Origin of the sequence: Serpentinimonas maccroryi (assembly GCF_000828915.1) — a bacterium.
GTDB lineage: Bacteria > Pseudomonadota > Gammaproteobacteria > Burkholderiales > Burkholderiaceae_C > Serpentinimonas > Serpentinimonas maccroryi.
On sequence record NZ_AP014569.1, the window covers coordinates 1,543,748 to 1,567,194 of the forward strand.

General features: G+C 67.2%; 18 protein-coding genes and 3 tRNA genes. 11 read left to right on the plus strand and 10 right to left on the minus strand.

The genetic code is table 11. The annotated features are described in order from the left end of the window. The first annotated feature begins 83 nt into the window (after positions 1–83). The 9 genes from SMCB_RS12950 to ftsB all read left to right on the plus strand — a co-directional run bounded on the left by SMCB_RS12950 (position 84) and on the right by ftsB (position 10,970). Positions 84–2,213 (plus strand): PAS domain S-box protein, encoded by a 2,130-nt coding sequence (locus SMCB_RS12950; protein ID WP_052468444.1) that lies wholly within the window; start codon positions 84–86, stop codon positions 2,211–2,213. Next, positions 2,210–3,229 carry a putative bifunctional diguanylate cyclase/phosphodiesterase gene (locus SMCB_RS12955; RefSeq protein WP_197539291.1) on the plus strand — a complete coding sequence of 340 codons (1,020 nt, stop codon included), beginning with the start codon at positions 2,210–2,212 and terminating at the stop codon, positions 3,227–3,229. Before SMCB_RS12950 ends, SMCB_RS12955 begins: the two co-directional genes overlap by 4 nt. A gap of 58 nt (positions 3,230–3,287) precedes the next feature. Further along, a complete protein-coding gene (gene prmB / locus SMCB_RS07105) occupies positions 3,288–4,235 on the plus strand; it encodes a 50S ribosomal protein L3 N(5)-glutamine methyltransferase (protein WP_045535931.1) in 948 nt (315 codons plus the stop codon). Continuing rightward, positions 4,232–6,217, plus strand: coding sequence for an ATP-binding cassette domain-containing protein (locus SMCB_RS07110; protein WP_045535932.1), 1,986 nt, complete (start codon positions 4,232–4,234; stop codon positions 6,215–6,217). Before prmB ends, SMCB_RS07110 begins: the two co-directional genes overlap by 4 nt. A 116-nt stretch (positions 6,218–6,333) precedes the next feature. Beyond that, positions 6,334–7,989: a CTP synthase gene (locus SMCB_RS07115; RefSeq protein ID WP_045535933.1), complete on the plus strand. Its 1,656-nt coding sequence runs from the start codon at positions 6,334–6,336 to the stop codon at positions 7,987–7,989. Between the two features lie 6 nt (positions 7,990–7,995). Continuing rightward, positions 7,996–8,853: a 3-deoxy-8-phosphooctulonate synthase gene (gene kdsA, locus SMCB_RS07120; protein ID WP_045535934.1), complete on the plus strand. Its 858-nt coding sequence runs from the start codon at positions 7,996–7,998 to the stop codon at positions 8,851–8,853. 17 nt (positions 8,854–8,870) lie between these two features. After that, positions 8,871–9,164, plus strand: a complete 294-nt coding sequence (locus tag SMCB_RS07125) for a DUF1330 domain-containing protein (RefSeq protein WP_045535935.1) — start codon at positions 8,871–8,873, stop codon at positions 9,162–9,164. Positions 9,165–9,219: 55 nt separating this feature from the next. Then, entirely contained in the window at positions 9,220–10,503 is a 1,284-nt protein-coding gene (gene eno / locus SMCB_RS07130; RefSeq protein WP_045535936.1) for a phosphopyruvate hydratase, read from the plus strand. A gap of 89 nt (positions 10,504–10,592) precedes the next feature. Continuing rightward, positions 10,593–10,970: a cell division protein FtsB gene (gene ftsB, locus SMCB_RS07135; RefSeq protein ID WP_082027293.1), complete on the plus strand. Its 378-nt coding sequence runs from the start codon at positions 10,593–10,595 to the stop codon at positions 10,968–10,970. A 64-nt stretch (positions 10,971–11,034) separates the two neighbouring features. On the opposite strand, the gene SMCB_RS07140 is transcribed toward ftsB, so the two are convergent. The 5 genes from SMCB_RS07140 to SMCB_RS07160 form a co-directional block, all read right to left on the minus strand. Beyond that, positions 11,035–12,009 (minus strand): tripartite tricarboxylate transporter substrate binding protein BugE, encoded by a 975-nt coding sequence (locus SMCB_RS07140; RefSeq protein WP_045537808.1) that lies wholly within the window; start codon positions 12,007–12,009, stop codon positions 11,035–11,037. Between the two features lie 201 nt (positions 12,010–12,210). Further along, on the minus strand, positions 12,211–13,185 hold the full coding sequence (locus SMCB_RS07145; RefSeq protein ID WP_045537812.1) for a Bug family tripartite tricarboxylate transporter substrate binding protein: 975 nt from the start codon (positions 13,183–13,185) through the stop codon (positions 12,211–12,213). A gap of 98 nt (positions 13,186–13,283) precedes the next feature. After that, the gene (gene hslO / locus SMCB_RS07150; protein WP_045535937.1) at positions 13,284–14,300 is read right to left on the minus strand and encodes an Hsp33 family molecular chaperone HslO; all 1,017 of its coding nucleotides are present in this window, start codon (positions 14,298–14,300) and stop codon (positions 13,284–13,286) included. Continuing rightward, positions 14,293–14,841 (minus strand): gamma carbonic anhydrase family protein, encoded by a 549-nt coding sequence (locus SMCB_RS07155; RefSeq protein WP_045535938.1) that lies wholly within the window; start codon positions 14,839–14,841, stop codon positions 14,293–14,295. The genes hslO and SMCB_RS07155 overlap by 8 nt, the downstream gene beginning before the upstream one ends. 87 nt (positions 14,842–14,928) lie before the next feature. Beyond that, positions 14,929–15,900, minus strand: coding sequence for a site-specific tyrosine recombinase XerD (locus SMCB_RS07160; protein ID WP_045535939.1), 972 nt, complete (start codon positions 15,898–15,900; stop codon positions 14,929–14,931). Positions 15,901–16,007: 107 nt separating this feature from the next. Here SMCB_RS07160 and SMCB_RS12475 point away from each other — a divergent pair, with 107 nt between their 5' ends. Together SMCB_RS12475 and SMCB_RS07170 are read left to right on the plus strand one after the other, a co-directional pair. Then, the gene (locus tag SMCB_RS12475; protein ID WP_082027294.1) at positions 16,008–17,045 is read left to right on the plus strand and encodes a hydroxyacylglutathione hydrolase C-terminal domain-containing protein; all 1,038 of its coding nucleotides are present in this window, start codon (positions 16,008–16,010) and stop codon (positions 17,043–17,045) included. A 113-nt stretch (positions 17,046–17,158) separates the two neighbouring features. Continuing rightward, the gene (locus SMCB_RS07170; RefSeq protein WP_231851179.1) at positions 17,159–18,871 is read left to right on the plus strand and encodes a transglycosylase SLT domain-containing protein; all 1,713 of its coding nucleotides are present in this window, start codon (positions 17,159–17,161) and stop codon (positions 18,869–18,871) included. A gap of 120 nt (positions 18,872–18,991) precedes the next feature. On the opposite strand, the gene SMCB_RS07175 is transcribed toward SMCB_RS07170, so the two are convergent. From SMCB_RS07175 to clpX, 5 genes are all read right to left on the minus strand, one after another. Further along, positions 18,992–19,067 (minus strand) — tRNA-Gly (locus SMCB_RS07175). Positions 19,068–19,120: 53 nt separating this feature from the next. Then, a tRNA-Cys gene (locus tag SMCB_RS07180) sits at positions 19,121–19,194 on the minus strand. 88 nt (positions 19,195–19,282) lie between these two features. Then, positions 19,283–19,358, minus strand: a tRNA-Gly gene (locus SMCB_RS07185). Positions 19,359–19,533: 175 nt separating this feature from the next. Beyond that, the gene (gene lon, locus SMCB_RS07190) at positions 19,534–21,975 is read right to left on the minus strand and encodes an endopeptidase La (RefSeq protein WP_045535940.1); all 2,442 of its coding nucleotides are present in this window, start codon (positions 21,973–21,975) and stop codon (positions 19,534–19,536) included. A 138-nt stretch (positions 21,976–22,113) separates the two neighbouring features. Further along, the gene (clpX, locus tag SMCB_RS07195; protein WP_045535941.1) at positions 22,114–23,385 is read right to left on the minus strand and encodes an ATP-dependent Clp protease ATP-binding subunit ClpX; all 1,272 of its coding nucleotides are present in this window, start codon (positions 23,383–23,385) and stop codon (positions 22,114–22,116) included. Positions 23,386–23,447 lie beyond the last annotated feature (62 nt).

Consider the following 23,447-nt stretch of genomic DNA (forward strand, 5'->3'; position numbering starts at 1 on the left):
CAATATGATTACCATTTGCCGAACCTGAAAGCCGTTTCGCTCCGCGTATGAACCCAGCCGGCCCCCCTGATTGCGCCCCCGCTTTGCCTGACGGCGAAGCGGAGCGCCTGCGCGCCCTGCGCGCGCTGGGGGTGCTCGACAGCGCCGCCGAAGAGCGCTTCGACCGCATCACCCGGCTGGCGCGGGCCTTGTTCGATGTGCCGATCGCTTTGATTTCCTTGGTGGACGCCGAGCGTCAGTGGTTCAAGTCGCGTCTGGGGGTGGAGGCCACCGAAACCGAGCGCGCCGTCTCTTTTTGCGGCCACGCCATTTTGGAGTCGGGCATTTTCGAAATCCCCGACACCCTGCAAGACCCGCGCTTCGCCCACAACCCCATGGTCACCGGCGAGCCGCACATCCGCTACTACGCCGGCGCCCCTTTGGTGGTCGATGGCGGCGACACCGTGGGCATGCTGTGCATCCAAGACCGACGCCCGCGCCTGCTCAGCCCCGCGCAGCGCACCGCCTTGCGCGATTTGGCCGACTGCGCACAAGCCGAGCTGCAGGCCCAGCGGCGCCAGCTGACGCAGAGTGACGATCTGCCCTTGCACCTGCTCGACCCGACCGAGCGCCGCAGCGGTTTTGCGGCCGTGCTCGAGCGCTTGCTGGCGCTCAGCGCCAGCGCCTACGGCTTCATCGGCGAGGTGCTGCACGCCGCTGACGGCCAGCCCAATCTCAAAACCTACGCCATCACCGACATCGCTTGGGACGCAGCCAGCAAGGCCCATTTTGCCGCCATGGCCCCCAAGGGCCTGGAGTTCACCAACTTGCGCACGCTCTTTGGCGCCGCCCTCACCAGCGGCGAACCGGTGTTTTCCAACCAGCCCGTCACCGACCCGCGCCGCGGCGGGCTGCCGCCCGGGTACCCGGCGCTCGACGCCTTCGTGGGCATCCCGCTGCATCACGGCGGCCATCTAGTGGGCTTGGTCGGCCTGGCCAACCGCCCGGGCGGCTACGCCCCGGCCTTGCTCGATTTTCTGCACCCACTGCTCGAGCGCATCGGGCTGTGGATCGCCGCCAGCCGCAACGCCGAGCAGCTGCGCGCCAGCCAAGAGCGCTTGGCCAACCTCGAGCGCGTGGCACACATCGGCTGCTGGACCCTCGATCTGCAAAGCGGCCGCCTGGTGTGGAGTGACGAGCTCTACCGCCTGTTTGGCCTCGAGCCAGGCGTTTTTGCCGCCACCTACCCGGCTTTTCTGGAGCTCGTCCACCCCGAAGACCGCGCCGCCGTCGAAACCGCCTACAACGCTTCCTTGCAACCGGGCCACGCTGGCTACGAGATCGTGCACCGCATCGTGCGCCGCAGCGACGGCGCCATCCGCCACATTCACGAACAAATCCAGCACCGGCGCAATGAGGCTGGGGCGGTGATCGAGTCCTTCGGCACCGCCCAAGACGTGACCGAGCGCGAGTTGGCGGCGCAAGCCCTGCGCCGCGCCGCCAGCGTGTACGAACACGCCAACGACGCCATCGTCATCACCGACGCCCGTGGCCAGATCATCGACGTCAATGCCGCCTTGTGCCGCCTCACCGGCTACGCTCGCGAGGAACTGCTGGGCCAGAACCCGCGCTTTTGGTCCTCGGGCCGCCACGACGCCGCGTTTTACCGCAAGATGTGGCTGGCGCTGCGCGAGCACGGGTTGTGGCGCGGGGAAATCTGGAACCGGCGCAAATCTGGCGAGGTCTATCCCTGCCTGCTCACCATCAGCCCGGTGCCCGACGCCAGCGGGCGCTTGCAGGGCTACGCCGGCATCTCGACCGACCTGAGCACGCTGCGCGAGCAGGAGCGCCAGGTAGAGCGCCTGAGCCAGTACGACGCCCTGACCGGTCTGCCCAACCGCCGCCTGCTGGCCGACCGCTTGCTGATCGCCATGGGCCAGGCCACGCAACACCAGCACCAAGTGGCGGTGGTCTATCTGGACCTGGACGGCTTCAAGGCCTTCAACGACCAGCTCGGCCACGAGGCCGGCGACCAGTTGCTGATCGCGCTCGGGCACGGCCTGCAAAGCGCCCTGCGCCCGGGCGATACGCTGGCGCGCTTGGGTGGCGATGAATTCGTCGCCGTGCTGCCCGACCTGTGCAGCGCCTTGGACTGCCTGCCCGTGCTCGAGGCCTTGCTGGCGGCGGCCGCCAGCCCGAGCGGCGCTTTGCCCGCGCACGACTTGCGCTTGTGAGCGCCAGCATAGGCGTAAGCTTTTATCCCCAAGCCGACCCGGTGGACGCCGACCAGTTGCTTCGCCAAGCCGACCAGGCCATGTTCCAGGCCAAGCAAAGTGGCAAAAACCGCTACCACTTCTTCGACGCCGAGGGCGACCGCGGCGTGCGCAGCCGCCACGCCGAAATCGAGCGCATCGCACAGGGCCTCAAAAACCACGAGTTCGTGCTGTTTTATCAGCCCAAAGTGAACATGCACAGCGGGGCCGTGATCGGGGTCGAGGCCCTGATCCGCTGGCAGCACCCGCAGCATGGCCTGCTGGGCCCGGGGGCCTTTTTGCCCGCGCTGGAACAGCAGGCGCTGATGGTGGACCTGGGCGACTGGGTGCTCGAACAGGCCTTGCAACAGCTGGCCCAGTGGAACTGCACCGGGCTGCACCTGCCGGTGAGCGTCAACGTGAACGCCATGCAGTTGGCGCAACCCGATTTCGTGCCCAAACTGCGCGCCGCGCTGGCCCGCCACCCCGAGCTGCCGCCCGATCAGCTGGAGCTCGAAGTGCTCGAAACCAGCGCGCTGGGCGATTTGAGCTCGGTTTCGGCCCTGCTGCACCAATGCCGCGAGCTGGGCGTGCACACCTCGCTGGACGACTTTGGCACCGGCTACTCCTCGCTCACCTACCTCAAGCACCTGCCGATTCAGGTGCTCAAAATCGACCAGAGCTTTGTGCGCAGCATGCTCGACGACGCCACCGACATCGCCATTTTGCAGGGCGTGCTCAGCTTGGCGCAGGCGCTGGGTCGGCTGGTGATCGCCGAAGGGGTGGAAACCTCGGCCCACGCCCAGATGCTGCTGCGCCTGGGTTGTCTGCACGGCCAGGGCTACGCCATCGCCCGGCCGATGCCGGCGGCGCAAATCCCCGACTGGGTGGCGCAGTGGCGACCCGACCCGGCTTGGGTGGCGACCATCGCAGCCCCCAGCGCCCCCTCCTCAAGCCGCATCCACCCCACCGCCAGCAGCCGCTCCGACTCCCGGTGACGGCCCCTACCTTGGTCTGCGGCCTTTGCGCCCCAGCCCGCACCCCCTGTGCGCACCCATGACCCTGTCCGAACTTCATCAAACCGCCTGCGCGCGCCTGCAGGCCGCCCCACTGGCCTACGGCCAAGGCACCCTCAACGCCCACGACGAAGCCGCTTGGCTGCTGTTGTGGCGCCTGGGCCTGCCGCCCGACAGCGCGCTCGATGCGCGGCCGGTCGAGCCCGAGCAGGCGCAAGCGGTGCTGGCCCTGATCGACGAGCGCATCGCCTCGCGCCGCCCCGCCGCCTACCTCACGCGCCAGACCTGGCTGCAAGGCGTGCCCTTTTATGTCGATGAGCGCAGCATCGTGCCGCGCAGCCTGATCGCCGAGCTGCTGGCCGCTGCCGCCGGGGCCGACTGCCTCGACGACTGGCTGGGCGCGCACACCCAGCGCGCGCTCGACCTGTGCTGCGGCAACGCCAGCCTGGCGGTGCTGGCGGCGCTGGCCTGGCCCGAGGTGCAAATCGACGCCGCCGACATCTGCCCCGACGCGCTGGCGGTGGCGCGCATCAACCTCGAGCGCCACGGCCTGCAAGAGCGCGTGCGCCTGATCGAGTCCGACGGCTGGGCCGCCCTGCCCGAGCGTTACGACCTGGTGCTGTGCAACCCGCCCTACGTCAGCCGCGCCAGCATGGACGCGCTGCCGCCCGAGTTCTGCGCCGAGCCGGCGCTGGCGCTCGACGGCGGGCTGTGCGGCGGCCGCGACGGCATGGACTTCATCCGCAGCCTGCTGGCACAAGCCGCCGCGCACCTCAACCCCGAAGGCGTGCTGGTGCTCGAGATCGGGCACGAACGCGCGCACTTCGAACGCGCCTTTCCCGGCCTGCCCGCGCACTGGCTACAAACCAGCGCCGGGCCCGACGCGGTGCTGCTGCTCACACGCCAGGCGCTGGACTGCTGGCAGGCCACACCCTCGGCCGTACCCCCAGCCGCAACCCCAGCCTCTAGCGGCGGGCCCCAAGCATGATCACCCTGCGCCAAATCACGCTGCGCCGCGGCCCCAAGGTGGTGCTCGACGGCGCCAGCGCGGTGCTCAACCCGGGCGAAAAAATCGGCCTCGTGGGGCGCAACGGCGCCGGCAAATCGAGCCTGTTTGCGCTGCTGCAGGGCCAGCTGCACGAAGACAGCGGCGAGCTGCAACTGCCACGCCACTGGCGCAGCGCCGCCGTGGCCCAAGACATGCCCGAAACCGAGCAGGACGCGACCGCCTTCGTCATCGACGGCGACACCCGGCTCGCCGCCGCCCGCGCCGCGCTCGCCGCCGCCGAGGCCAGCGGCGACGGCCTGGCGCTGGCCGAAGCGCACAGCGCCTGCCTCGATGCCGGCAGCCACGACGCGCACGCCCGCGCCCAGGCGCTGCTGCTGGGCTTGGGCTTTGAGGTGCCGCAACTCGAGCGCCCAGTCAACAGCTTTTCCGGTGGCTGGCGCATGCGGCTGCAACTGGCGCGCGCTCTCATCTGCCCCAGCGACCTGCTGCTGCTCGACGAACCCACCAACCACCTCGATCTCGACGCCCTGGTCTGGCTCGAGAGCTGGCTCAAGCGCTACGCCGGCACGCTGCTGGTCATCAGCCACGACCGCGAGTTTCTCGACGCCGTCACTGGCGTCACGCTGCACCTCGAGGCCGGCCAGCTCAAGCGCTACGGTGCCAACTACAGCCGCTTCGAGCTCATGCGCGCCGAGCAGCTCACGCTGCAGCAAAGCAGCTTCGAGCGCCAGCAAGAGCGCATCGCGCACCTACAGCGCTTCATCGACCGCTTCAAGGCCAAAGCGAGCAAGGCGCGGCAGGCGCAAAGCCGCGTCAAGGCCTTGCAGCGCATGGAAAAACTGGCCCCGGTGCTGGCCGAAGCCGAGTTCGACTTCGAGTTCGACGACGCCGGCACCCTGCCCAACCCCATGCTCAGCCTGCGCGCAGCCAGCTTTGGCTACCGCAGCCCCGACGGCAGCGCGACCACGATCGTGCGCGGCGTCACGCGCTCGGTCATGGCCGGGCAGCGCATCGGCATCCTAGGGGCCAACGGCCAAGGCAAATCGACCTTCATCAAGACCGTGGCGCGCACGCTCGATCTGCTCGACGGCCAGCGCAGCGACGGCAAGGGGCTGCGCATCGGCTACTTCGCGCAGCAAGAGATGGACTTGCTGCGCGCCGACGACACCCCTTTGATGCACATGGTGCGGCTCGCGCGCGAGACCGAAGCCGCCGGCGCGCTGGCCGGCCAGGCCACGCGCGAGCAGGATTTGCGCAACTTTCTGGGGCGTTTCCAGTTTGGCGCCGAGCTGGCGCAGCAGCGCGTGGGCAGCCTGAGCGGCGGCGAAAAAGCGCGCTTGGTGCTGTGCCTGATCGTCTGGCAGCGGCCCAACCTGCTGCTGCTCGACGAACCCACCAACCACCTCGACCTGGCCACGCGCGAGGCGCTGGCGCTGGCGCTCAACGGCTTTGAGGGCACGGTGCTGCTGGTCAGCCACGACCGCGCCCTGCTGCGCGCCGTCTGCGACGAGTTCTGGCTCGTCAGCCACGGCGGCATCGAAGACTTCGCCGGCGACCTCGACGACTACCAGCGCTACCTGCTCGAGCAGGCCAAGCTGCGCCGCGAAGCCTTGGCCAAACCAGCGCCGGCGCAAAAAGCGATACAAAAACCGGCACAAAAACCGGCGCGCTCCGAGCGAAGCGACGCCGAACAGCGCCGCACCGAGGCGCAGCGCCGCCAGCAACGGTCTGCGCGCCTGCAGCCGCACAAAAAACAGCGCGAGGCGCTGGAGCAGCAACTGGCCCAGCTGCAAGCCGAACAACAGGCCCTGCACGCGCAACTGCAGCGCCCCGACCAGCCCGCGCCCACGCTAGCCGCCGCCAGCCAGCGCCTAGGCGCCGTGGAGCAAGCCATCGAAGCCGCCGAAGAGCAGTGGCTCGAGGTGGCGCAGCAGATCGAGGCGCTGGAGCAGGCGCCGTGAGCACCGTAAGCGCCGCAAGTACCGCAAGCAGCACCCTGAAGCGCCCGGGTACGCCCGGGTAGGCTTTTATAATCGCTCTTTCCTTAGCCGCGAGCCTTGAACGGCTCGCCCGCGACATGACCAAATTCGTATTCGTGACCGGCGGCGTGGTGTCCTCACTTGGCAAGGGCATCGCGTCCGCTTCGCTGGCGGCGCTGCTCGAATCGCGCGGCCTCAACGTCACCCTGATCAAGCTTGACCCCTACCTCAACGTCGATCCGGGCACCATGAGCCCGTTTCAGCACGGCGAGGTCTTCGTCACCGAGGACGGAGCCGAAACCGACCTCGACCTCGGCCACTACGAGCGCTTCATCGAGACGCGCATGCGGCGCGCCAACAACTTCACCACCGGCCAGATCTACAAAAGCGTGCTCGAAAAAGAGCGCCGTGGCGACTACCTGGGCAAAACCGTGCAGGTGATTCCGCACGTGACCAACGAAATCCAAGAGTTCGTCAAACGCGGCGCTGGCCTCGGCACGGCGCAGGCGGTGGACGTGGCGATCGTCGAAATCGGCGGCACCGTGGGCGACATCGAATCGCTGCCCTTCCTCGAGGCGGTGCGCCAGATGAGCCTGCGCCTGGGGCCCAATATGTGCGCCTTCGTGCACCTGAGCTACGTGCCTTGGATCGCAGCCGCCGGTGAGCTCAAGACCAAGCCGACTCAGCACACGGTGCAAAAAATGCGCGAGATCGGCATCCAGCCCGACGCCCTGCTGTGCCGCGCCGACCGCACCATCCCCGACGACGAGCGCGAAAAAATCAGCCTCTTCACCAACGTGCCGCTGTGGGGCGTGATCTCGCTGCCCGACCTGCCCAGCATCTACCAGGTGCCGCGGCTGCTGCACGAGCAGGGGCTCGACGGCCTGATCTGCGACAAGCTGCGCCTCAACACCCCACCGGCGCGGCTGCAGCGCTGGGACGAGCTGGTGCACGCGCTGCAACACCCACAGGGCGCGGTGCGCATCGCCATGGTGGGCAAATACGTCGATCTGTCCGACAGCTACAAATCGCTCAACGAGGCGCTGCGCCACGCCGGCCTGAAAAACCAAGTGCGCGTGGAGATCGGCTACATCGACTCCGAAGCGCTCGAACAGCAAGACGTGGCGCAGGTGCTGGCGCCGTTTGACGCCATTTTGGTTCCGGGCGGCTTTGGCAAGCGCGGCACCGAAGGCAAAATCGCCGCCGCCCGCTACGCCCGCGAGCAGCGCGTGCCTTATCTGGGCATCTGCCTCGGCATGCAGGTGGCGACGATCGAGTTTGCGCGCCATGTGGCCGGGCTCGATGGCGCCAACTCGACCGAGTTCGACCCCGCCACACCGCACCCGGTGATCGCGCTGATCGACGAGTGGCAAGACGCCGACGGCTCGATCCAGCAGCGCGACGGCAGCAGCGACCTGGGCGGCACCATGCGCCTGGGCACGCAAAGCGCCGACGTGCAACCCGGCACGCTGGCGCATGCCATCTACGGCCCGGTGGTGAGCGAGCGCCACCGCCACCGCTATGAGGCCAACACGCATTACCTCGAGCGCTTGCGCGAGGCTGGGCTGCTGATTTCGGCGCTCACGCAGCGCGAGCAGCTGACCGAAATCGTCGAACTGCCCGCCGCCGTCCACCCCTGGTTCATGGGCGTGCAGTTTCACCCCGAGTTCAAATCCACCCCCTGGGGCGGGCACCCGCTGTTCAGCGCCTTCATCCGCGCCGCGCTGCAACAACAACAAGCGCGCAAAGGCTGATCCATCATGCAACTCTGTGGCTTCGAAGTCGGCCTGCACCGGCCCTTTTTCCTCATCGCCGGGCCCTGCGTGGTCGAAAGCGAGGCGCTGCAACTCGAAGTCGCCGGGCGCCTGAAGGAAATCACCACCGCGCTCGGCATCCCCTTCATCTTCAAGAGCAGCTACGACAAGGCCAACCGCTCCAGCGGCAGCAGCTTTCGCGGCCCCGGGCGCGAGCGCGGGCTCGAGATTTTGGCCCAGGTGCGGCGCGAGCTCGGCCTGCCGGTGCTCACCGACGTGCACACCGAGTCCGAAATCGCCGAAGTCGCGGCGGTGGTCGATGTGCTGCAAACCCCGGCTTTCCTGTGCCGCCAGACCGATTTCATCCGCGCCGTGGCGCAGTCGGGCAAGCCGGTGAACATCAAAAAGGGGCAGTTCCTGGCCCCGAACGACATGCTCAACGTGATCGACAAAGCGCGCGCTGCGGCACGCGAAGTCGGTCTGCCCACCGACAACTTTTTGGCCTGCGAGCGCGGCGTGAGCTTTGGCTACAACAACCTGGTGAGCGATATGCGCGCGCTGGCCATCATGCGCCAGACCGGGGCCCCGGTGGTGTTCGACGCCACCCACAGCGTGCAGCTGCCCGGCGGCCTAGGCCAGTCCAGCGGTGGCCAGCGCGAGATGGTGCCGGTGCTGGCGCGTGCCGCCGTGGCCGTGGGCGTGGCCGGCCTGTTCATGGAAACCCACCCGAACCCGGACCAAGCCCTGTCCGACGGCCCCAACGCGGTGCCGCTCAAGCACATGCCGGCGCTGCTCGAGAGCCTGCTCGAACTCGACCGAGTGACCAAGCGCCACGGCTTTCTCGAAGCCGACTTCAACCTCTGATATTCTGCACCCCACCCATGCCACACGCCTACCTGATCGCCGACGTCACCATCAGCAACGAAGCGCAGATGAAGGTCTATCGCGAATGGAGCAGCCGCGCCATGCAAGAGCACGGCGCCGAGGTGCTGGTGCGCGGCGGCCGCGTCGAGCCGCTCGAAGGCGACTGGCAACCGCAGCGCATCGTGGTGCTGCGCTTTGCCAGCCTGGCCGCCGCGCGCGCCTACTACGACAGCGCCACCTACACCCAGGCGCGCCAAGCGCGCGAGGGTGCGGGCTCGATCCGCATGATCGCCGTCGAAGGCGTGGCCTAAGCACCACTCCCCTTGATTTCCCCCAAAACTTTTCAAGCCCCAAAGGTACCCACCCATGAGTGCAATCGTTGACATCGTCGGCCGTGAAATCCTCGACAGCCGCGGCAACCCCACCGTCGAGTGCGACGTGCTGCTCGAGAGCGGCGTCATGGGCCGCGCCGCCGTGCCCTCGGGCGCCTCCACCGGCAGCCGCGAAGCCATCGAACTGCGCGACGGCGACCCCAAGCGCTACCTCGGCAAGGGCGTGCTCAAAGCCGTCGGCCACATCAACACCGAAATCAGCGAAGCCGTGCTCGGGCTCGACGCCAGCGAGCAAGCCTTTCTCGATCAGGCCCTGATCGACCTTGACGGCACCCCCAACAAGAGCCGGCTGGGCGCCAACGCCACGCTGGCGGTGAGCATGGCGGTGGCGCGCGCCGCGGCCGAAGAAGCCGGCCTGCCGCTGTACCGCTACTTCGGCGGCAGCAGCCGCATGCAGATGCCGGTGCCGATGATGAACGTGGTCAACGGCGGCGCACACGCCAACAACAACCTCGACCTGCAAGAGCTGATGATCGTGCCCTTGGGCGCGAGCAGCTTTCGCGAAGCCCTGCGCTGGGGTGCCGAAGTTTTTCACGCCCTCAAAAAAATCCTGCACGACAAGGGCATGAGCGTGGCCGTGGGCGACGAAGGCGGCTTTGCCCCCAACGTGCCCAGCCACGAAGCGGCGCTGCAGATGATCCTGCAAGCCATCGCCGACGCCGGCTACAGCGCCGGTGACCAAATCGCGCTGGCGCTCGACTGCGCCGCCAGCGAGTTCTACCGCGACGGCAAATACCACCTCGAAGGCGAAGGGCTGGTGCTGAGCGCCGAAGAATGGACGCACATTCTGGCCACTTGGTGCGACAAATACCCCATCATCAGCATCGAAGACGGCATGGCCGAAGGCGACTGGGACGGCTGGAAGCACCTCACCGAGCGCCTGGGCAAAACCGTGCAGCTGGTGGGCGACGACCTGTTCGTCACCAACACCCAGATCCTGAAACAAGGCATCGACCAAGGCGTAGCCAACTCGATCCTGATCAAAATCAACCAGATCGGCACCCTGACCGAGACCTTCGAAGCCATCGAGATGGCCAAGCGCGCCGGCTACACCGCCGTCATCAGCCACCGCTCGGGCGAGACCGAAGACTCGACCATCGCCGACATCGCCGTCGGCCTCAACGCCGGCCAGATCAAGACCGGCTCGCTCAGCCGCTCCGACCGCATGGCCAAGTACAACCAGCTGCTGCGCATCGAAGAAGACCTGGGCGACGTGGCGCGCTACCCCGGCCGGGCGGCGTTTTACAATTTGCGCTGAGCCTCAAGGGCCACTGTGCCGACCGAGCTGCACTCGTGCAGCCGGCACACCTGAGCGGTTCAGACCACAGCCACTGAAACACCGCCACCATGCCCCGCTTGACCTTCGACGCCCGCGCCGTGGCCCTGCTGCTGGCGGTTCTGCTGCTGGGGGTGCAGGCGCAGCTCTGGTTGGGGCGCGGCGGTGTGCCGCAAGTGCGCGAGTTGCGCGAGCGCCTGCAGGTGCAAGAAACGGCCAACGAACAAGCGCGCCAGCGCAACGCCGAACTGGCCAGCGAGGTGCGCGACCTGCAGGACGGGCTCGAGATGGTCGAAGAAGTGGCGCGGCACGAGCTCGGCATGGTGCGCCCCAACGAGATTTTTGTGCAGATCCGGCGCCCCGAGTCGGCGGCTGGGGTGGCGGCGGGTGCTCCCAGCCCCGCATCTCCAAGTCCGCTACCCGCAGCCCCGCTCAACCGCAGCAACTAAGGCCCAGACTCGGCTTACCCGGTCTGCCCCAGTCCAACCGCAAACCGGCCTGACGGCTAACGCCTCAATCCGGCCGCAAGCCGGCGCGCTGCACCACGCCTTGGTAGAGCTCGAACTCGAGCCGGGTTTGTTCGGCAAACTGCTCCGGCGTGTTGCCCACGATCACCAAGGCGGTGTCTTCGATGCGCCGGCGCAGCGCCGGATCGGTCAGCGCACGCATCGTGCTGGTGTGCACGCGCTCGACCACCTCGCGCGGCAGACCACGCGGACCGTGCAGACCAAAGAAGGCCATGCGGTTGACGCGCGGCAACCCGACTTCGGCAAAGGTCGGCACGTTGGGCAGCTGCGCCACGCGCTGCGGCGCCCCGACCACGATCGGCACCAGCCGACCGGCCTGTATGTGCGGCAGCGCCGAGGGCAGGTCGCTGAAAATCATCGGCACATGGCCGGCCACCACATCCACCAGCGCCGGGCCGGTGCCGCGGTAGGGGATGTGCACCAAGAAGGTGCGGGTTTCGAACTCGAACAGCTCGACCAGAATGTGGTTGATGCTGCCCGTGCCCGAGGTGGCGTAAGACAAGCGGCCGGGGGTGCGCCGGACCTCGCGCATGAAAGATTCGAAATCGCGCCCCGGGAACGAGGGATGCACCGCAAACACGCTGGGCGCCGCAGCGATGTTGGTGATGGGGGTGAAGTCGGTCAGCGGGTTGTAGGGTGTGCGCGGGTTGAAAGCCGGGTTGGCGGCCACCGTGGACACCGTGGCCACGCCCAGCGTGTAGCCGTCGGGGGCGGCGCGCGCGATCTCGGCCGCCCCGATCGAGCCACCCGCGCCGGCGCGGTTTTCCACCACCAGCGGCTGCCCCAGCAGCGTGCTCAGCGGCTCGGAGACCATGCGCGCCACGATGTCGGTGGGCCCACCGGGCGCAAAGGGCACGATCAGACGCACCGGGCGCGTCGGGTACGTTCGCGCCCAAGACGGGCCACTGGCGGCCAGCAGCGCTGCGCTGGCACCCCAACCGATGATGGAACGGCGTTGCATGGTGCAGGTCTCCTGATAAGTTTTGAACAATTGATTGTAGGTAGAGCGGATCATGTGCGCCACTTGCAGCAGGCACCAACAACCCCGGATTTACCCTAGCCTCAATGCGCGGGCACGGTGAACGATGGCGCTTGCCTGTGCCGCAGCGGCGCTATGGGTTCCAGCCGGTGCAGCGGCGCCGACGCGCAATCGGAGTCCCGCTCAATCCGGCCGCAAACCGGCGCGCTGCACCAGCTCGCGGTAGAGCTCAAACTCGAGCCGGATCTGCTCGGCAAACTGCTCCGGCGTGTTGGCCACCACCGTCGCCCCGAGCTCTTCTAGGCGTCGGCGCAGCGCCGGTTCGGCCAAAATGCGCGTCATGGCCGCGTGGATGCGCTCCACCACCGCCCGATCCAAACCGCGCGGGCCGTGCAAACCAAAAAACCCGGTGCGGTTGACCGGCTCGAAGCCGACTTCGGCAAAGGTCGGCACGTGGGGCAACTGCGGCATGCGCTGGGGCGCGGCGACCACGATGGGAATCAGCCGCCCGGCTTGGATGTGCGGCAGCGCCGTAGAAAACACATCGATGACGATCGGCACGTGCCCGGCCACCGCATCGGCCAGCGCCGGGGCAGAACCCCGGTACGGGATGTGCACCACAAAAGTTCGGGTCAAGGACTCGAGCAGCTCGAACTGCAGGTGCAAAATCGTGCCGGTGCCTGCCGTGGCATAGGAAAAACGCCCAGGGGCGCGCCGAATCTCGCTCAGAAAAGACGCGAAATCATGCCCCGGAAACGACGGGTGCACCGCGACCACATGCGAGGTGGCAACCACGTTGGTGATGGGCGTGAAGTCGGTGAGCGGATGGTAGGGCGTGCGCGGGTTGATGGCTGGCGTGGCCGACAACAAACCGGCAGTCACTAGACCCAAGGTGTAACCATCGGGGGTGGCGCGTGCCACTTCGCTGGTGCCGATGGTGCCGGCGGCGCCGGGCCGGTTGTCCGGCACCACCGGCTGACCCAGTTCCAGCGCCAGCGGCGGCGCCACCAAACGCGCGATGATGTCGGTCATGCCGCCGGGCGGGAACGGCACCACCAAGCGCAGCGGTCGCGTCGGGAAATTGCGCGCCCATGATGGGCCACTGGCGGCCAGCAGCGCCGCGCTGGCGCCCCAAGCGATAAGGGAACGGCGTTGCAAGGTGAGGATCTCCTCGTTTTGTAAAGGCAAGGCCATTGTAGGCAGCACCGCTCGCGCGCACCACCCCGCCAGCACCCCATCCGAGACCGGATTTACCCTTAGTGCACCCGCGTAGGCGCGGCCAGTGGCGGCGTGGGGGCAAACAGCTGCGCCGCATCCACGGCATCGAAGCGGTACTGCGCGCCGCAAAACTCGCAGCCGACCTCGATCTGGGCGCGCTCGGCCAGAATCGACTCCACCTCGGCCACCCCCAACCCGTGCAACATGGCCGCCACCTTGGCGCGGCTGCAGCGGCAGGCAAAGCGGGGGGCGCTCTGCGCCGCATCGGCCTGCAGGCGCTGCAAGGGCTCTTGCCAGAACAGGCGCCGCAGCACGGTGTCGGCATCGAGCGTGAGCAGCTCGTCGCGCTGCAGGCTTGCGGCCAACAAGGCGATGCGTGGGTAGTCGTCGCTGCGCTCGAGCGCCTCGCGGCGCGCCTGCGCGGCAGCGGCACCGCTCAGGGCGGCCTCGCTGCTGGCGGGCACGCGCTGGATCAGCAAGCCGGCCGCGACTTGGTCGTTGGCCGCCAACACCAGCCGGGTGTCGATCTGCTCGCTTTGCTGCATGTAGTGCTCGAGCGCCTGGCTCAAGTGCTCGAACGGCGCCGAACCGCCCCCTGGGCTCAGAGGCACCACGCCTTGGTAGCTTTGCTGGCCGCTGCTGCGCTCTTGCGGCTCGAGCGTCAGGGCGCAGCGCCCACCGCCGTGGCGGTTGACCCAATCGGCCAGCGACCAAGCCGGCGAGCCATCGGCGCGCAACGGCTGCGCTGCCGCCTCGGGCAGGCTGCCCGCGAGCTGGGCCGTGGCGCGAAAGCTGCCGTCGGGCCGAGTTTCGGCCACCGCCAGCCGCACCGGGCCTTCGCCCACCAGCTGCAGCTGCAGCGCGCCGCTGAACTTGATGCTGGCTTGCAGCAGCAGCGCGGCGGCGCACATCTGGCCCAGCAGCTCGCGCACCGGTTGTGGGTAAACGGCGCTTTGCGCTTGGCGCTGCAGCAGCTCTTGCCACGCGCTGTCGAGGCGCACCCACAGCCCGCGCACCGGCAGGCCCTCGAACATGAAGCGCTGGATTTCAGACACCGCCGCTCACCCCAGGCGCTGCAAGCCGGTGCAAGCCGCTGCGGTAGCGGCGCGCGTTCTCGATGTAGTGCTGGGCGCTGGCGCGCAGGCCCTCGATCTGCTCGGGCGTGAGCGTGCGCACCACCTTGGCCGGGCTGCCCAAGATCAGCGAGCCGTCGGGGAATTCTTTGCCCTCGGTCACCAGCGCGCCGGCGCCCACCAGGCAGTGTTTGCCGATGCGCGCGCCGTTGAGCACCACGGCCCCGATGCCGATCAGCGTTTCGTCGCCGATGCAGCAGCCGTGCAGCATCACCTGATGCCCCACCGTCACGCGCTCGCCCACCTGCAGCGGGAAGCCGTAATCGGCGTGCAGCACGCTGGCGTCTTGGATGTTGCTGCCCGCGCCAATGCTGATGAGTTCGGTGTCGCCCCGAACCACGCAGCCAAACCAGACGCTGGCCTCGGCCCCTAGGCTGACTTGCCCGATCACTTGCGCGCTGTCGGCCACGAAGGCGCTCGGGTGCACCTCGGGGCGCCATTGGTCGAGTTGGTAGATGCTCATGGTGTGCCATTGTAAAGACTGCGGCGCTGGCGTGCCGCCGATGAGGTGCCGCCGACTGCACCTAGGCACCTGCACAGGCTGGCCGCATCAGCCCCGCGGGTGGTGCAGCGCGTGCAGTTGTTTGAGGCGCGCGCGCGCCACGTGGGTGTAGATGGTGGTGGTGGAAATGTCGGCATGGCCCAGCAGCAGCTGCACGGCGCGCAAATCGGCGCCGTGATTGAGCAGATGGGTTGCAAAGGCGTGGCGCAGCGTGTGCGGCGACAAGGGCGTGTCGATGCCCGCCAGCCGGGCGTATTTTTTCACCAGCAGCCAGAACATGACGCGCGTCATGGCCGCACCCCGCGCGGTGACGTACAGATCGTGACTCACCTGCCCGGCCAAGATGGCGGGCCGGGCCTCGCTCAGATAGCGGCGCAGCCAGTGCAGCGCCTCGTCGCCAAAGGGCAGCAGGCGCTCCTTGGCGCCTTTGCCCAACACCCGCAGCACCTGATCGGCCAGGCTGAGTTGGTGCAGTTGCAAGCCCACCAATTCGCTCACGCGCAAGCCGCTGGCGTACAACAGTTCGAGCATGGCGCGGTCGCGCAAGCCCAGCGGCTCTGCCGTATCCGGCGCTTGCAGCAGCCGCTCCACCTGCGCTTCGCTCAGCGTTTTGGGCACGCGCAACGCGCGCTGGGCGCTGAGCAGCTTGAGCGTCGGGTCTGCCGCCAGCAGCCCTTCGCGCAGCGCCCAGCGGTAGTAGCGCTTGATCACGCTCAGGCGCCGGTTGGCCGTGCTGGCGCGGCTGCTGCCGTGGCAAGCGGCCAGATAAGCCAGCAGATCGGCCTCTTGCGCTTGCTCGAGCGTGGCGGCGGGGGCGGCAACGGTGGCTGGTTGCGCGCCGGCAGCTCTGCCGGGCTCTGCGGGGGCGGCCGATGCAGCCGATGCAGCTAAAGCAGGCGGCTGCGCGCGGCGCTGCGCCAGCCAGTCGGCCAACTGCTGCAAATCGCTGCGGTAGGCGGCCAGCGTCAGCGGCGCCAGCCCATCTTCCAGCCACAGCGCATCCAAAAAACGGTCCAGCACGCGCGCACCTTTGCATTGGGTAGGGGGTTGAGCTTGAGCCCCGATTGTCCACCAGCGCGCCGGGGTACCCAGCGGCGCAACGCCGCGCCTGACCGACAATGGTGACCATGACCACGCACCAGCTGCACCCCATCCCCGCCCTGACCGACAACTACATCTGGGCCCTGCACGACGGCGCCCAAGCTTGGGTGGTGGACCCCGGACAGGCTGAACCGGTGCTGGCTTGGCTGGCGGCGCAGCGCCTGCAACTGGCGGGCATTTTGCTCACGCATCACCACGGCGACCACACCGGCGGCGTGGCGGCCCTGCGCGCGGCCACGGCAGCGCCGGCTTGGGGGCCAACCGGCGAGCCTTTGCCCGATGGTGTGCAGCACGTGCGCGGCGGTGAGCGCGTAGCGCTGCTCGGCCGCTCCTTTGAGGTGATCGAGGTGCCGGGCCACACCGCCGGGCACATCGCTTGGTACTGCGCGGGCTTTGCGCCAGCCAGCATTGACGGCCCGGTGGATAGCGCACCCGGCTTTGCAAGCGCAAGCGAACTAGCAAGCGCTCCCGCACCTGGAAGCGCTCCCGATCTTGTCAGCGTTCCCGCTGCTGCCAGCGCGCCCGACCCGGCCTCAGCGCGCGGCCAGCCGCTCGGCCCCGAGGGCTTGCTGTTTTGCGGCGACACCCTGTTTTCCATCGGCTGCGGCCGCCTGTTCGAGGGCAGCCCGGCGCAGATGCTGGCCAGCTTGGATCGGCTGGCCGCCTTGCCCGACAGCACCTTGGTCTGCTGCACCCACGAATATACCCTCTCCAACCTGCGCTTTGCACGCGCCCTCGAACCCGAGCACCCGGGCTTGGCCGACCACCAGCGCTGGTGCGAGCGCCAGCGCCAAGCCGGCCGCCCCACCCTGCCGAGCCGCATCGGGCTGGAGCGCGCGCTCAACCCCTTTCTGCGCAGCCGGGAACCCGCGCTGCGCCATGCCCTCCAACGGCTGGCCCCAAAGCTCGCGCTGGCTGGATTTGATGCGGATGCAGCCCCTGCCACACCCGAAGCCCTGCAAACCGGCCTGGCTGCAAAACCAGTGTTCGAATCAGCCCCTCGTTGGACTGCCGATGTGCATGCCTTTACCGCCCTGCGGCGTTGCAAAGACGTGTTTGTTTGAGCCCAGTGCCCCCCCGGCCCAGGCGCCTGCGCACCAGAGCGTGCCGTGGCGCGCTTGCCAACGCTTTGCAACAAGCCCGATAATCGCCACAATTTGCGACAGATACCCAGCTGATGACAACCATTACCCAAAACATAGCCCGCCGCACCCTGCGCCTCGTGCTGCCGCTGGCAGCCGCCCTGGTGCTCGGCGCCTGCGCCACCCCCGGCGGCACTGGCAGCGGCCAGAGCACCATCCAGCCCGCCCACGCGGCCCCATTCGGCACCGCCCCGTTCAGCACCGCCGCCATGCTTCAAGGCGCGGCCGATCACCCCCCCCCGCTGGGCTTGGCCCAATCGGGCGGCAGCCTCGGTTTGCGGCCGATCATTCCCAGCGGCCCTTTGCTGGCACTGGGCAACAGCAACGCCTCCAGCACCACCGTGGCGGTGGCCTCGCTGGAAGCCCCGCGCGACCTGTGGGAGCGCATGCGGCGCAGCTTTGCCATGCCCGACCTCGAAACCGACCTCGTGCGCCAGCACGAGCAGTGGCACGCGAGCCGGCCGCAAAACCTCGAGCGCATGGTTTTGCGCAGCAGCAAATACCTGTTTCACATCGTCGAAGAAGTCGAGCGCCGTGGTCTGCCGATGGAAGTCGCGCTCGTGCCCTTCATCGAGAGCGCCTTCAACCCACAGGCGGTCTCGCCAGTCAAGGCCGCCGGGCTGTGGCAGTTCATGCCCGCCACCGGGCGCTCCTTCGACCTGATGCAAAACGCCTTTCGCGACGACCGGCGCGACGTGCTCGCCTCCACCAACGCCGCGCTCGACTACCTCGAGCGCTTGCACCGCATGTTTGGCGACTGGCAGCTGGCGCTGGCGGCCTACAACTGGGGCAACGGCAACGTACAGCGCGCCATCCGCGCCAACCGCGCCGCTGGCTTGGGCACCGGCTACCTCGACCTGCGCATGCCGAACGAAACACGCAACTACGTGCCCAAGCTGCAAGCCATCGAAAACCTGATCCGCAATCCGCAGCGTCTGGGCATCGCGCTGCCCACCATAGGCAACCACCCCTTCTTCGACAGCGTCACGCTCGAGCGCGACATCGACGTGGCGCTGGTGGCCGAACTGGCCGAAGTGAGCGTCGAAAACTTTCGCCAGCTCAACCCGGCGCACGACAAACCGCTGATCATGGCAGCGGGCACCCCCACCATCTTGCTGCCGTGGGACAACGCGCTGCTGTTTCAACAGCGCCTGCGCGCGCACCAAGGCCCGTGGGCCACCTGGACTGCCTGGCGCGTGCCCGAAGGCATGAGTGTGGCCCAAGCCGCACAGCGCCACGATTTGAGCGAGGCCCGTCTGCGCGAGGTCAACGACATCCCGCGCCGCGCCAGCCAGTTGCGTGCCGGCACCACCCTGCTGGTGCCGCGCCAAGACAGCCACAACGCCGACGTGCCCGAGCACATCGCCGACGGTGGCCAGATTCTGCTCGGGCGCGAAACCGGCTCTGCATCCGGCGCGGCACCCCAGACGCGCCAAAGCCGCGTCACCGTGCGCGCCGGCGACACCCTCTCGGCGCTGGCGCGCCGCCACAACGTGAGCGTGGCCAACCTGCGCAGCTGGAACAACCTGCGCCCCAACGCCACCTTGCGCACCGGTCAGGTGCTGCTCGTCCAGCAGCGCGCCTCTGCCGCCAGCCGCGCCGCCAGTGCCCCGGCCCGCAGCGGCAGCGCATCCAGTCGCGCTGCTGTCCCCAGATCGGCGCAGCAAGCTGCGCAGCGCTCAGCACCAGCCACGGCAGTCCGCAGCGCGCAAGCCAACGCCAACCAATCCAAAGTGGCGGTGCGTTAAAGTGCTTTGAAGAAGCGCATCTGTTTCCCTCCCGGCCTGGTCCTGGGGGGACATGCAGCGAGCGACCCCCCAAGGGGATCGGCGCACAAGGCGGCGTAAGGGGGGGGGGGAAGTGAGAAATGGAGCGGGAAACGAGATTCGAACTCGCGACCTCAACCTTGGCAAGGTTGCGCTCTACCAACTGAGCTATTCCCGCATCGACTGAACCGCTGTGGGCTTTGACACCCAAGGGCCAGCGCTTGGTAAGGCTGGAGGCGCGGGCCGGAGTCGAACCGACCTACACGGATTTGCAATCCGGTGCATAACCGCTTTGCTACCGCGCCATTGTTTTTGCAAACCCGGCAAAGCGCTGAGCGCCGCACCGCACAGGCAAACCCGAGACCAAACTGCAGGTTTGCCACCGAAAACCATTGGAGCGGGAAACGAGATTCGAACTCGCGACCTCAACCTTGGCAAGGTTGCGCTCTACCAACTGAGCTATTCCCGCATCTTGCAGCCTGTTGCGGCACCGCTGGCACCGACCGACTACAGAGCCGCTATTCTATACCGAAATTCAGCCCCTCGACACACACGCCAGCCACAAAAATGGCCGCAGCGCTGGCCGGCAGCGGCGCAACACCGGCCAAGGGCAGCGCGCACGCCACCCTGAACCGGCTCCGCCCTCAGTGCTTCAGAGTCACCGCGCCCGCAGGGTCGGCAACCGCAGCAGCCGTGGTGGCCGCAGCCGCAGCCGCCGCCTCATCCTCGGCCGTCAAAGGCAACGGCAGGCGCTCCAGCGCCAGTTCCAGCACACGGTCGATCCACTGCACCGGCACGATCTCCAGCCCTTCTTTGACGTTGTCGGGGATTTCGGTCAGGTCTTTGAGGTTGGCTTGCGGGATCAGCACCGTTTTGATGCCGCCACGCAGCGCCGCCAGCAGTTTTTCTTTGAGGCCGCCGATTTCGGTCACTTCGCCGCGCAGCGTGATCTCGCCCGTCATGGCCACGTCGGCGCGCACCGGGATGCCGGTCAGGGCCGAGACGATGGCCGTGGTCATGGCCGCGCCGGCGCTGGGGCCGTCTTTGGGCGTGGCGCCGTCGGGCACGTGGATGTGGATGTCGTTCTTCTCGAAGGCTTCGGTCTTGATGCCCAGCGCCCGCGCGCGGCTGCGCACCACCGTGCGCGCGGCCTCGACCGACTCTTTCATCACCTCGCCCAACTGGCCGGTGCGCGTGACGTTGCCCTTGCCGGGCATGAGCGCGGCCTCGATGGTGAGCAAATCGCCACCGACTTCGGTCCACGCCAGCCCGACCACCTGCCCGACTTGGTTGTTCTGCTCGGCACGGCCGAAGGTGTATTTGCGCACCCCCAGAAAATCGGCGAGGTTGTCGGGGTTGACCTGCACCGGAGCGGTGTATTTTTTGAGCAGCAGCCCCTTGACCACCTTGCGGCAGATTTTGGACAGCTCGCGCTCAAGCGCGCGCACGCCGGCCTCGCGGGTGTAGTAGCGCACCACGTCGCGCACCGCCGCCTCGCTCAGATCGAGTTCACCCTCGCGGATGCCGTTGTTCTTGAGCTGCTTGGGCAGCAGGTACTTGAGCGCGATATGGGCTTTTTCGTCCTCGGTGTATCCCGACAGGCGTATCACCTCCATGCGGTCCAGCAGCGCCGGTGGGATGTTGAGCGTGTTCGAGGTGGCCACGAACATCACGTCGGAGAGGTCGAAATCCACTTCAACGTAGTGGTCGCTGAAGGTGTGGTTTTGCTCCGGGTCCAGCACCTCGAGCAGCGCCGACGACGGGTCGCCCCGGAAGTCCATCCCGAGCTTATCGATCTCGTCAAGCAAAAACAATGGGTTGCGGGTGCCAACCTTGCTCAGGTTTTGCAGCACCTTGCCCGGCAGCGCGCCGATGTAGGTGCGCCGGTGGCCGCGGATTTCGGCTTCGTCGCGCATCCCGCCCAGCGCCATGCGCACGTACTTGCGCCCGGTGGCGCGCGCCACCGACTGCCCGAGCGAGGTCTTGCCCACCCCCGGCGGCCCGACCAGGCACAGGATCGGTGCCTTGACCTTGTCCACCCGCTGCTGCACCGCGAGGTACTCGAGGATGCGGTCCTTGACCTTGTCGAGGCCGTAGTGGTCTTCGTTGAGCACCTGGTCGGCAAAGCCCAGATCGTGCTTGATCTTGGTTTTTTTGCTCCACGGCAGGTTGCTCAGCACGTCGATATAGTTGCGCACCACCGTGGCTTCGGCCGACATGGGCGACATCAGCTTGAGTTTTTTGAGCTCGGCCTCGGCCTTTTTGCGCGCCTCGGGCGGCATTTTGGCGGCCTTGATCTTGCGGTCGATCTCTTCGATGTCGGCGCCCTCCTCGCCTTCACCGAGCTCTTTCTGGATCGCCTTGACCTGCTCGTTGAGGTAGAAGTCGCGCTGGTTTTTCTCCATCTGGCGCTTGACGCGGCCGCGGATGCGCTTGTCCACGTTGAGGATATCGACCTCGCGTTCGAGCTGCTCAAACAGGTTGTCGAGCCGCGCCACGATGGGGTTGAGGTCGAGCACCTTTTGCTTGGCCTCGAGCTGCAAGGGCAGGTGCGCGGCGATGGTGTCGGCCAGCCGGCCGGGGTGGTCGATGCTGGCAATCGAGGTGAGGATCTCGGACGGGATTTTCTTGTTGAGCTTGACGTATTGGTCAAATTGCTGCATCACCGCGCGGCGCAGCGCCTCGAGTTCGGTGGCATCGACCTGTGCGAATTCGTCTTCGGCGCTGACCGGCAGCACCTCGGCCTCGAAGTGCGTCTCGCTCTCGTGCAACTTCTGCACGGCCGCGCGCTGCACCCCTTCGACCAGCACCTTGACGGTGCCGTCGGGCAGCTTGAGCATCTGCAAGATGCTGGCCACGCAGCCGACTTCGAACAGGTCTTGCGGCGTCGGGTCGTCTTTGGTGGCGGTTTTTTGCGCCACCAGCACGATGCGCCGATCGAACTCCATCGCCGCTTCCAGCGCCTTGATGCTCTTGGGCCGGCCGACAAAAAGCGGGATCACCATGTGCGGAAACACCACCACGTCGCGCAAGGGCAACAGCGGCAGCGTCAGGGGCTCGTTGGGCAGGGGGGGGTGTCCAGACATCTTTGTACCTCAATCTATGGCTGCCATGTGGGGGCGCGCAGGCGCGAAACAAGGCACTGGTCGCAGCAAATTTGCCCAAGCCGGATCGCGCGCCATTGATCGCGCGCGCAGCGGGCGCGCTGCGGCCCAAGCGCACGCTCAGGCCTGGCGCGCAGCCTCGCGATAGACCAGCAGCGGCGGTTTGCCGTCTTCGATGGTGGTTTCATCGACCACCACCTTTTCGACGTTGCTCAGGCTCGGGAGTTCAAACATGGTCTGGAGCAGCGCCTGCTCGAGTATGGAGCGCAGGCCACGGGCACCGGTTTTGCGCTTCATGGCGTGGCGCGCAATCGCCTTGAGCGCTGCCGGCCGCACCTCGAGCTCCACGCCCTCCATGTGCAGCAGCTGCGCAAACTGCTTGACCACGGCGTTTTTGGGCTCGGTCAGGATGTCGATCAGGGCATCTTCGCCCAGCTCGTCGAGCGCCGTGACCACGGGCAAGCGCCCGACCAGCTCGGGGATCAGGCCAAAGCGCACCAAGTCGTCGGGTTCGACTTCGGCAAAGACGTCGCTCAGGCTGCGCTGCTGCTTGCTCTTGACCGTTGCGCCAAAGCCGATGCCCCCGCTTTCGGTGCGCGCATCGATGACCTTTTCCAAACCCGAAAAGGCGCCGCCGCAGATGAACAAAATGTTGGAGGTATCGACCTGAATCATGTCCTGATTCGGGTGCTTGCGCCCGCCTTGCGGCGGCACCGAGGCCACCGTGCCCTCGACCAGCTTGAGCAGCGCCTGCTGCACGCCTTCGCCCGAGACATCGCGGGTGATGGAGGGGTTTTCGGATTTGCGCGTGATCTTGTCGATTTCGTCGATGAAAACGATGCCGCGCTGCGCTTTTTCTGGGTCGTAATTGCAGGTTTGCAGCAGTTTGGCGATGATGTTTTCTACGTCCTCGCCCACGTAGCCGGCCTCGGTGAGCGTGGTGGCGTCGGCCATGACGAAGGGCACGTTGAGCATGCGCGCCATGGTGGCGGCCAGCAGCGTTTTGCCCGAACCGGTGGGGCCGATGAGCAAGATGTTGCTTTTGGCCAGCTCGACGTCGTCTTTGCTCGAATGATCGCGGTGGCGCAGGCGCTTGTAGTGGTTGTACACCGCCACCGACAAGGTTTTTTTGGCCGCCTCTTGGCCGATCACGTACTGATCGAGGTGGTGCTTGATTTGCAGCGGCGTCGGCAGCGCGTCGGCGCCAGAGCCGCCTTTGCCCATGGCAGTCTGCGGCAGCTCGTCGCGCATGATGTCGGCACACAGCGCGATGCACTCGTCGCAGATGAACACCGAAGGGCCGGAAATGAGCTTCTTGACCTCGTGCTGGCTCTTGCCGCAAAAAGAGCAAAACAGGTTTTTCGGGCTGGTGGGGCCTTTGCGTTCGGGCATGGGGGCGCGCCTAGGTTAGGTTCTCGTTGCATCAAAGGATGGGTTGCGCACCATCATAGCGC

Coding starts and splice junctions, on each gene's coding strand:
- prmB (WP_045535931.1), top strand. CDS start 3,288: ATGACCCTGTCCGAACTTCATCAAACCGCCTGCGCGCGCCTGCAGGCC.
- SMCB_RS07110 (WP_045535932.1), top strand. CDS start 4,232: ATGATCACCCTGCGCCAAATCACGCTGCGCCGCGGCCCCAAGGTGGTG.
- SMCB_RS07115 (WP_045535933.1), top strand. CDS start 6,334: ATGACCAAATTCGTATTCGTGACCGGCGGCGTGGTGTCCTCACTTGGC.
- kdsA (WP_045535934.1), top strand. CDS start 7,996: ATGCAACTCTGTGGCTTCGAAGTCGGCCTGCACCGGCCCTTTTTCCTC.
- SMCB_RS07125 (WP_045535935.1), top strand. CDS start 8,871: ATGCCACACGCCTACCTGATCGCCGACGTCACCATCAGCAACGAAGCG.
- eno (WP_045535936.1), top strand. CDS start 9,220: ATGAGTGCAATCGTTGACATCGTCGGCCGTGAAATCCTCGACAGCCGC.
- ftsB (WP_082027293.1), top strand. CDS start 10,593: ATGCCCCGCTTGACCTTCGACGCCCGCGCCGTGGCCCTGCTGCTGGCG.
- SMCB_RS07140 (WP_045537808.1), bottom strand. CDS start 12,009: ATGCAACGCCGTTCCATCATCGGTTGGGGTGCCAGCGCAGCGCTGCTG.
- SMCB_RS07155 (WP_045535938.1), bottom strand. CDS start 14,841: ATGAGCATCTACCAACTCGACCAATGGCGCCCCGAGGTGCACCCGAGC.
- SMCB_RS12475 (WP_082027294.1), top strand. CDS start 16,008: ATGACCACGCACCAGCTGCACCCCATCCCCGCCCTGACCGACAACTAC.
- SMCB_RS07170 (WP_231851179.1), top strand. CDS start 17,159: ATGACAACCATTACCCAAAACATAGCCCGCCGCACCCTGCGCCTCGTG.
- lon (WP_045535940.1), bottom strand. CDS start 21,975: ATGTCTGGACACCCCCCCCTGCCCAACGAGCCCCTGACGCTGCCGCTG.
- clpX (WP_045535941.1), bottom strand. CDS start 23,385: ATGCCCGAACGCAAAGGCCCCACCAGCCCGAAAAACCTGTTTTGCTCT.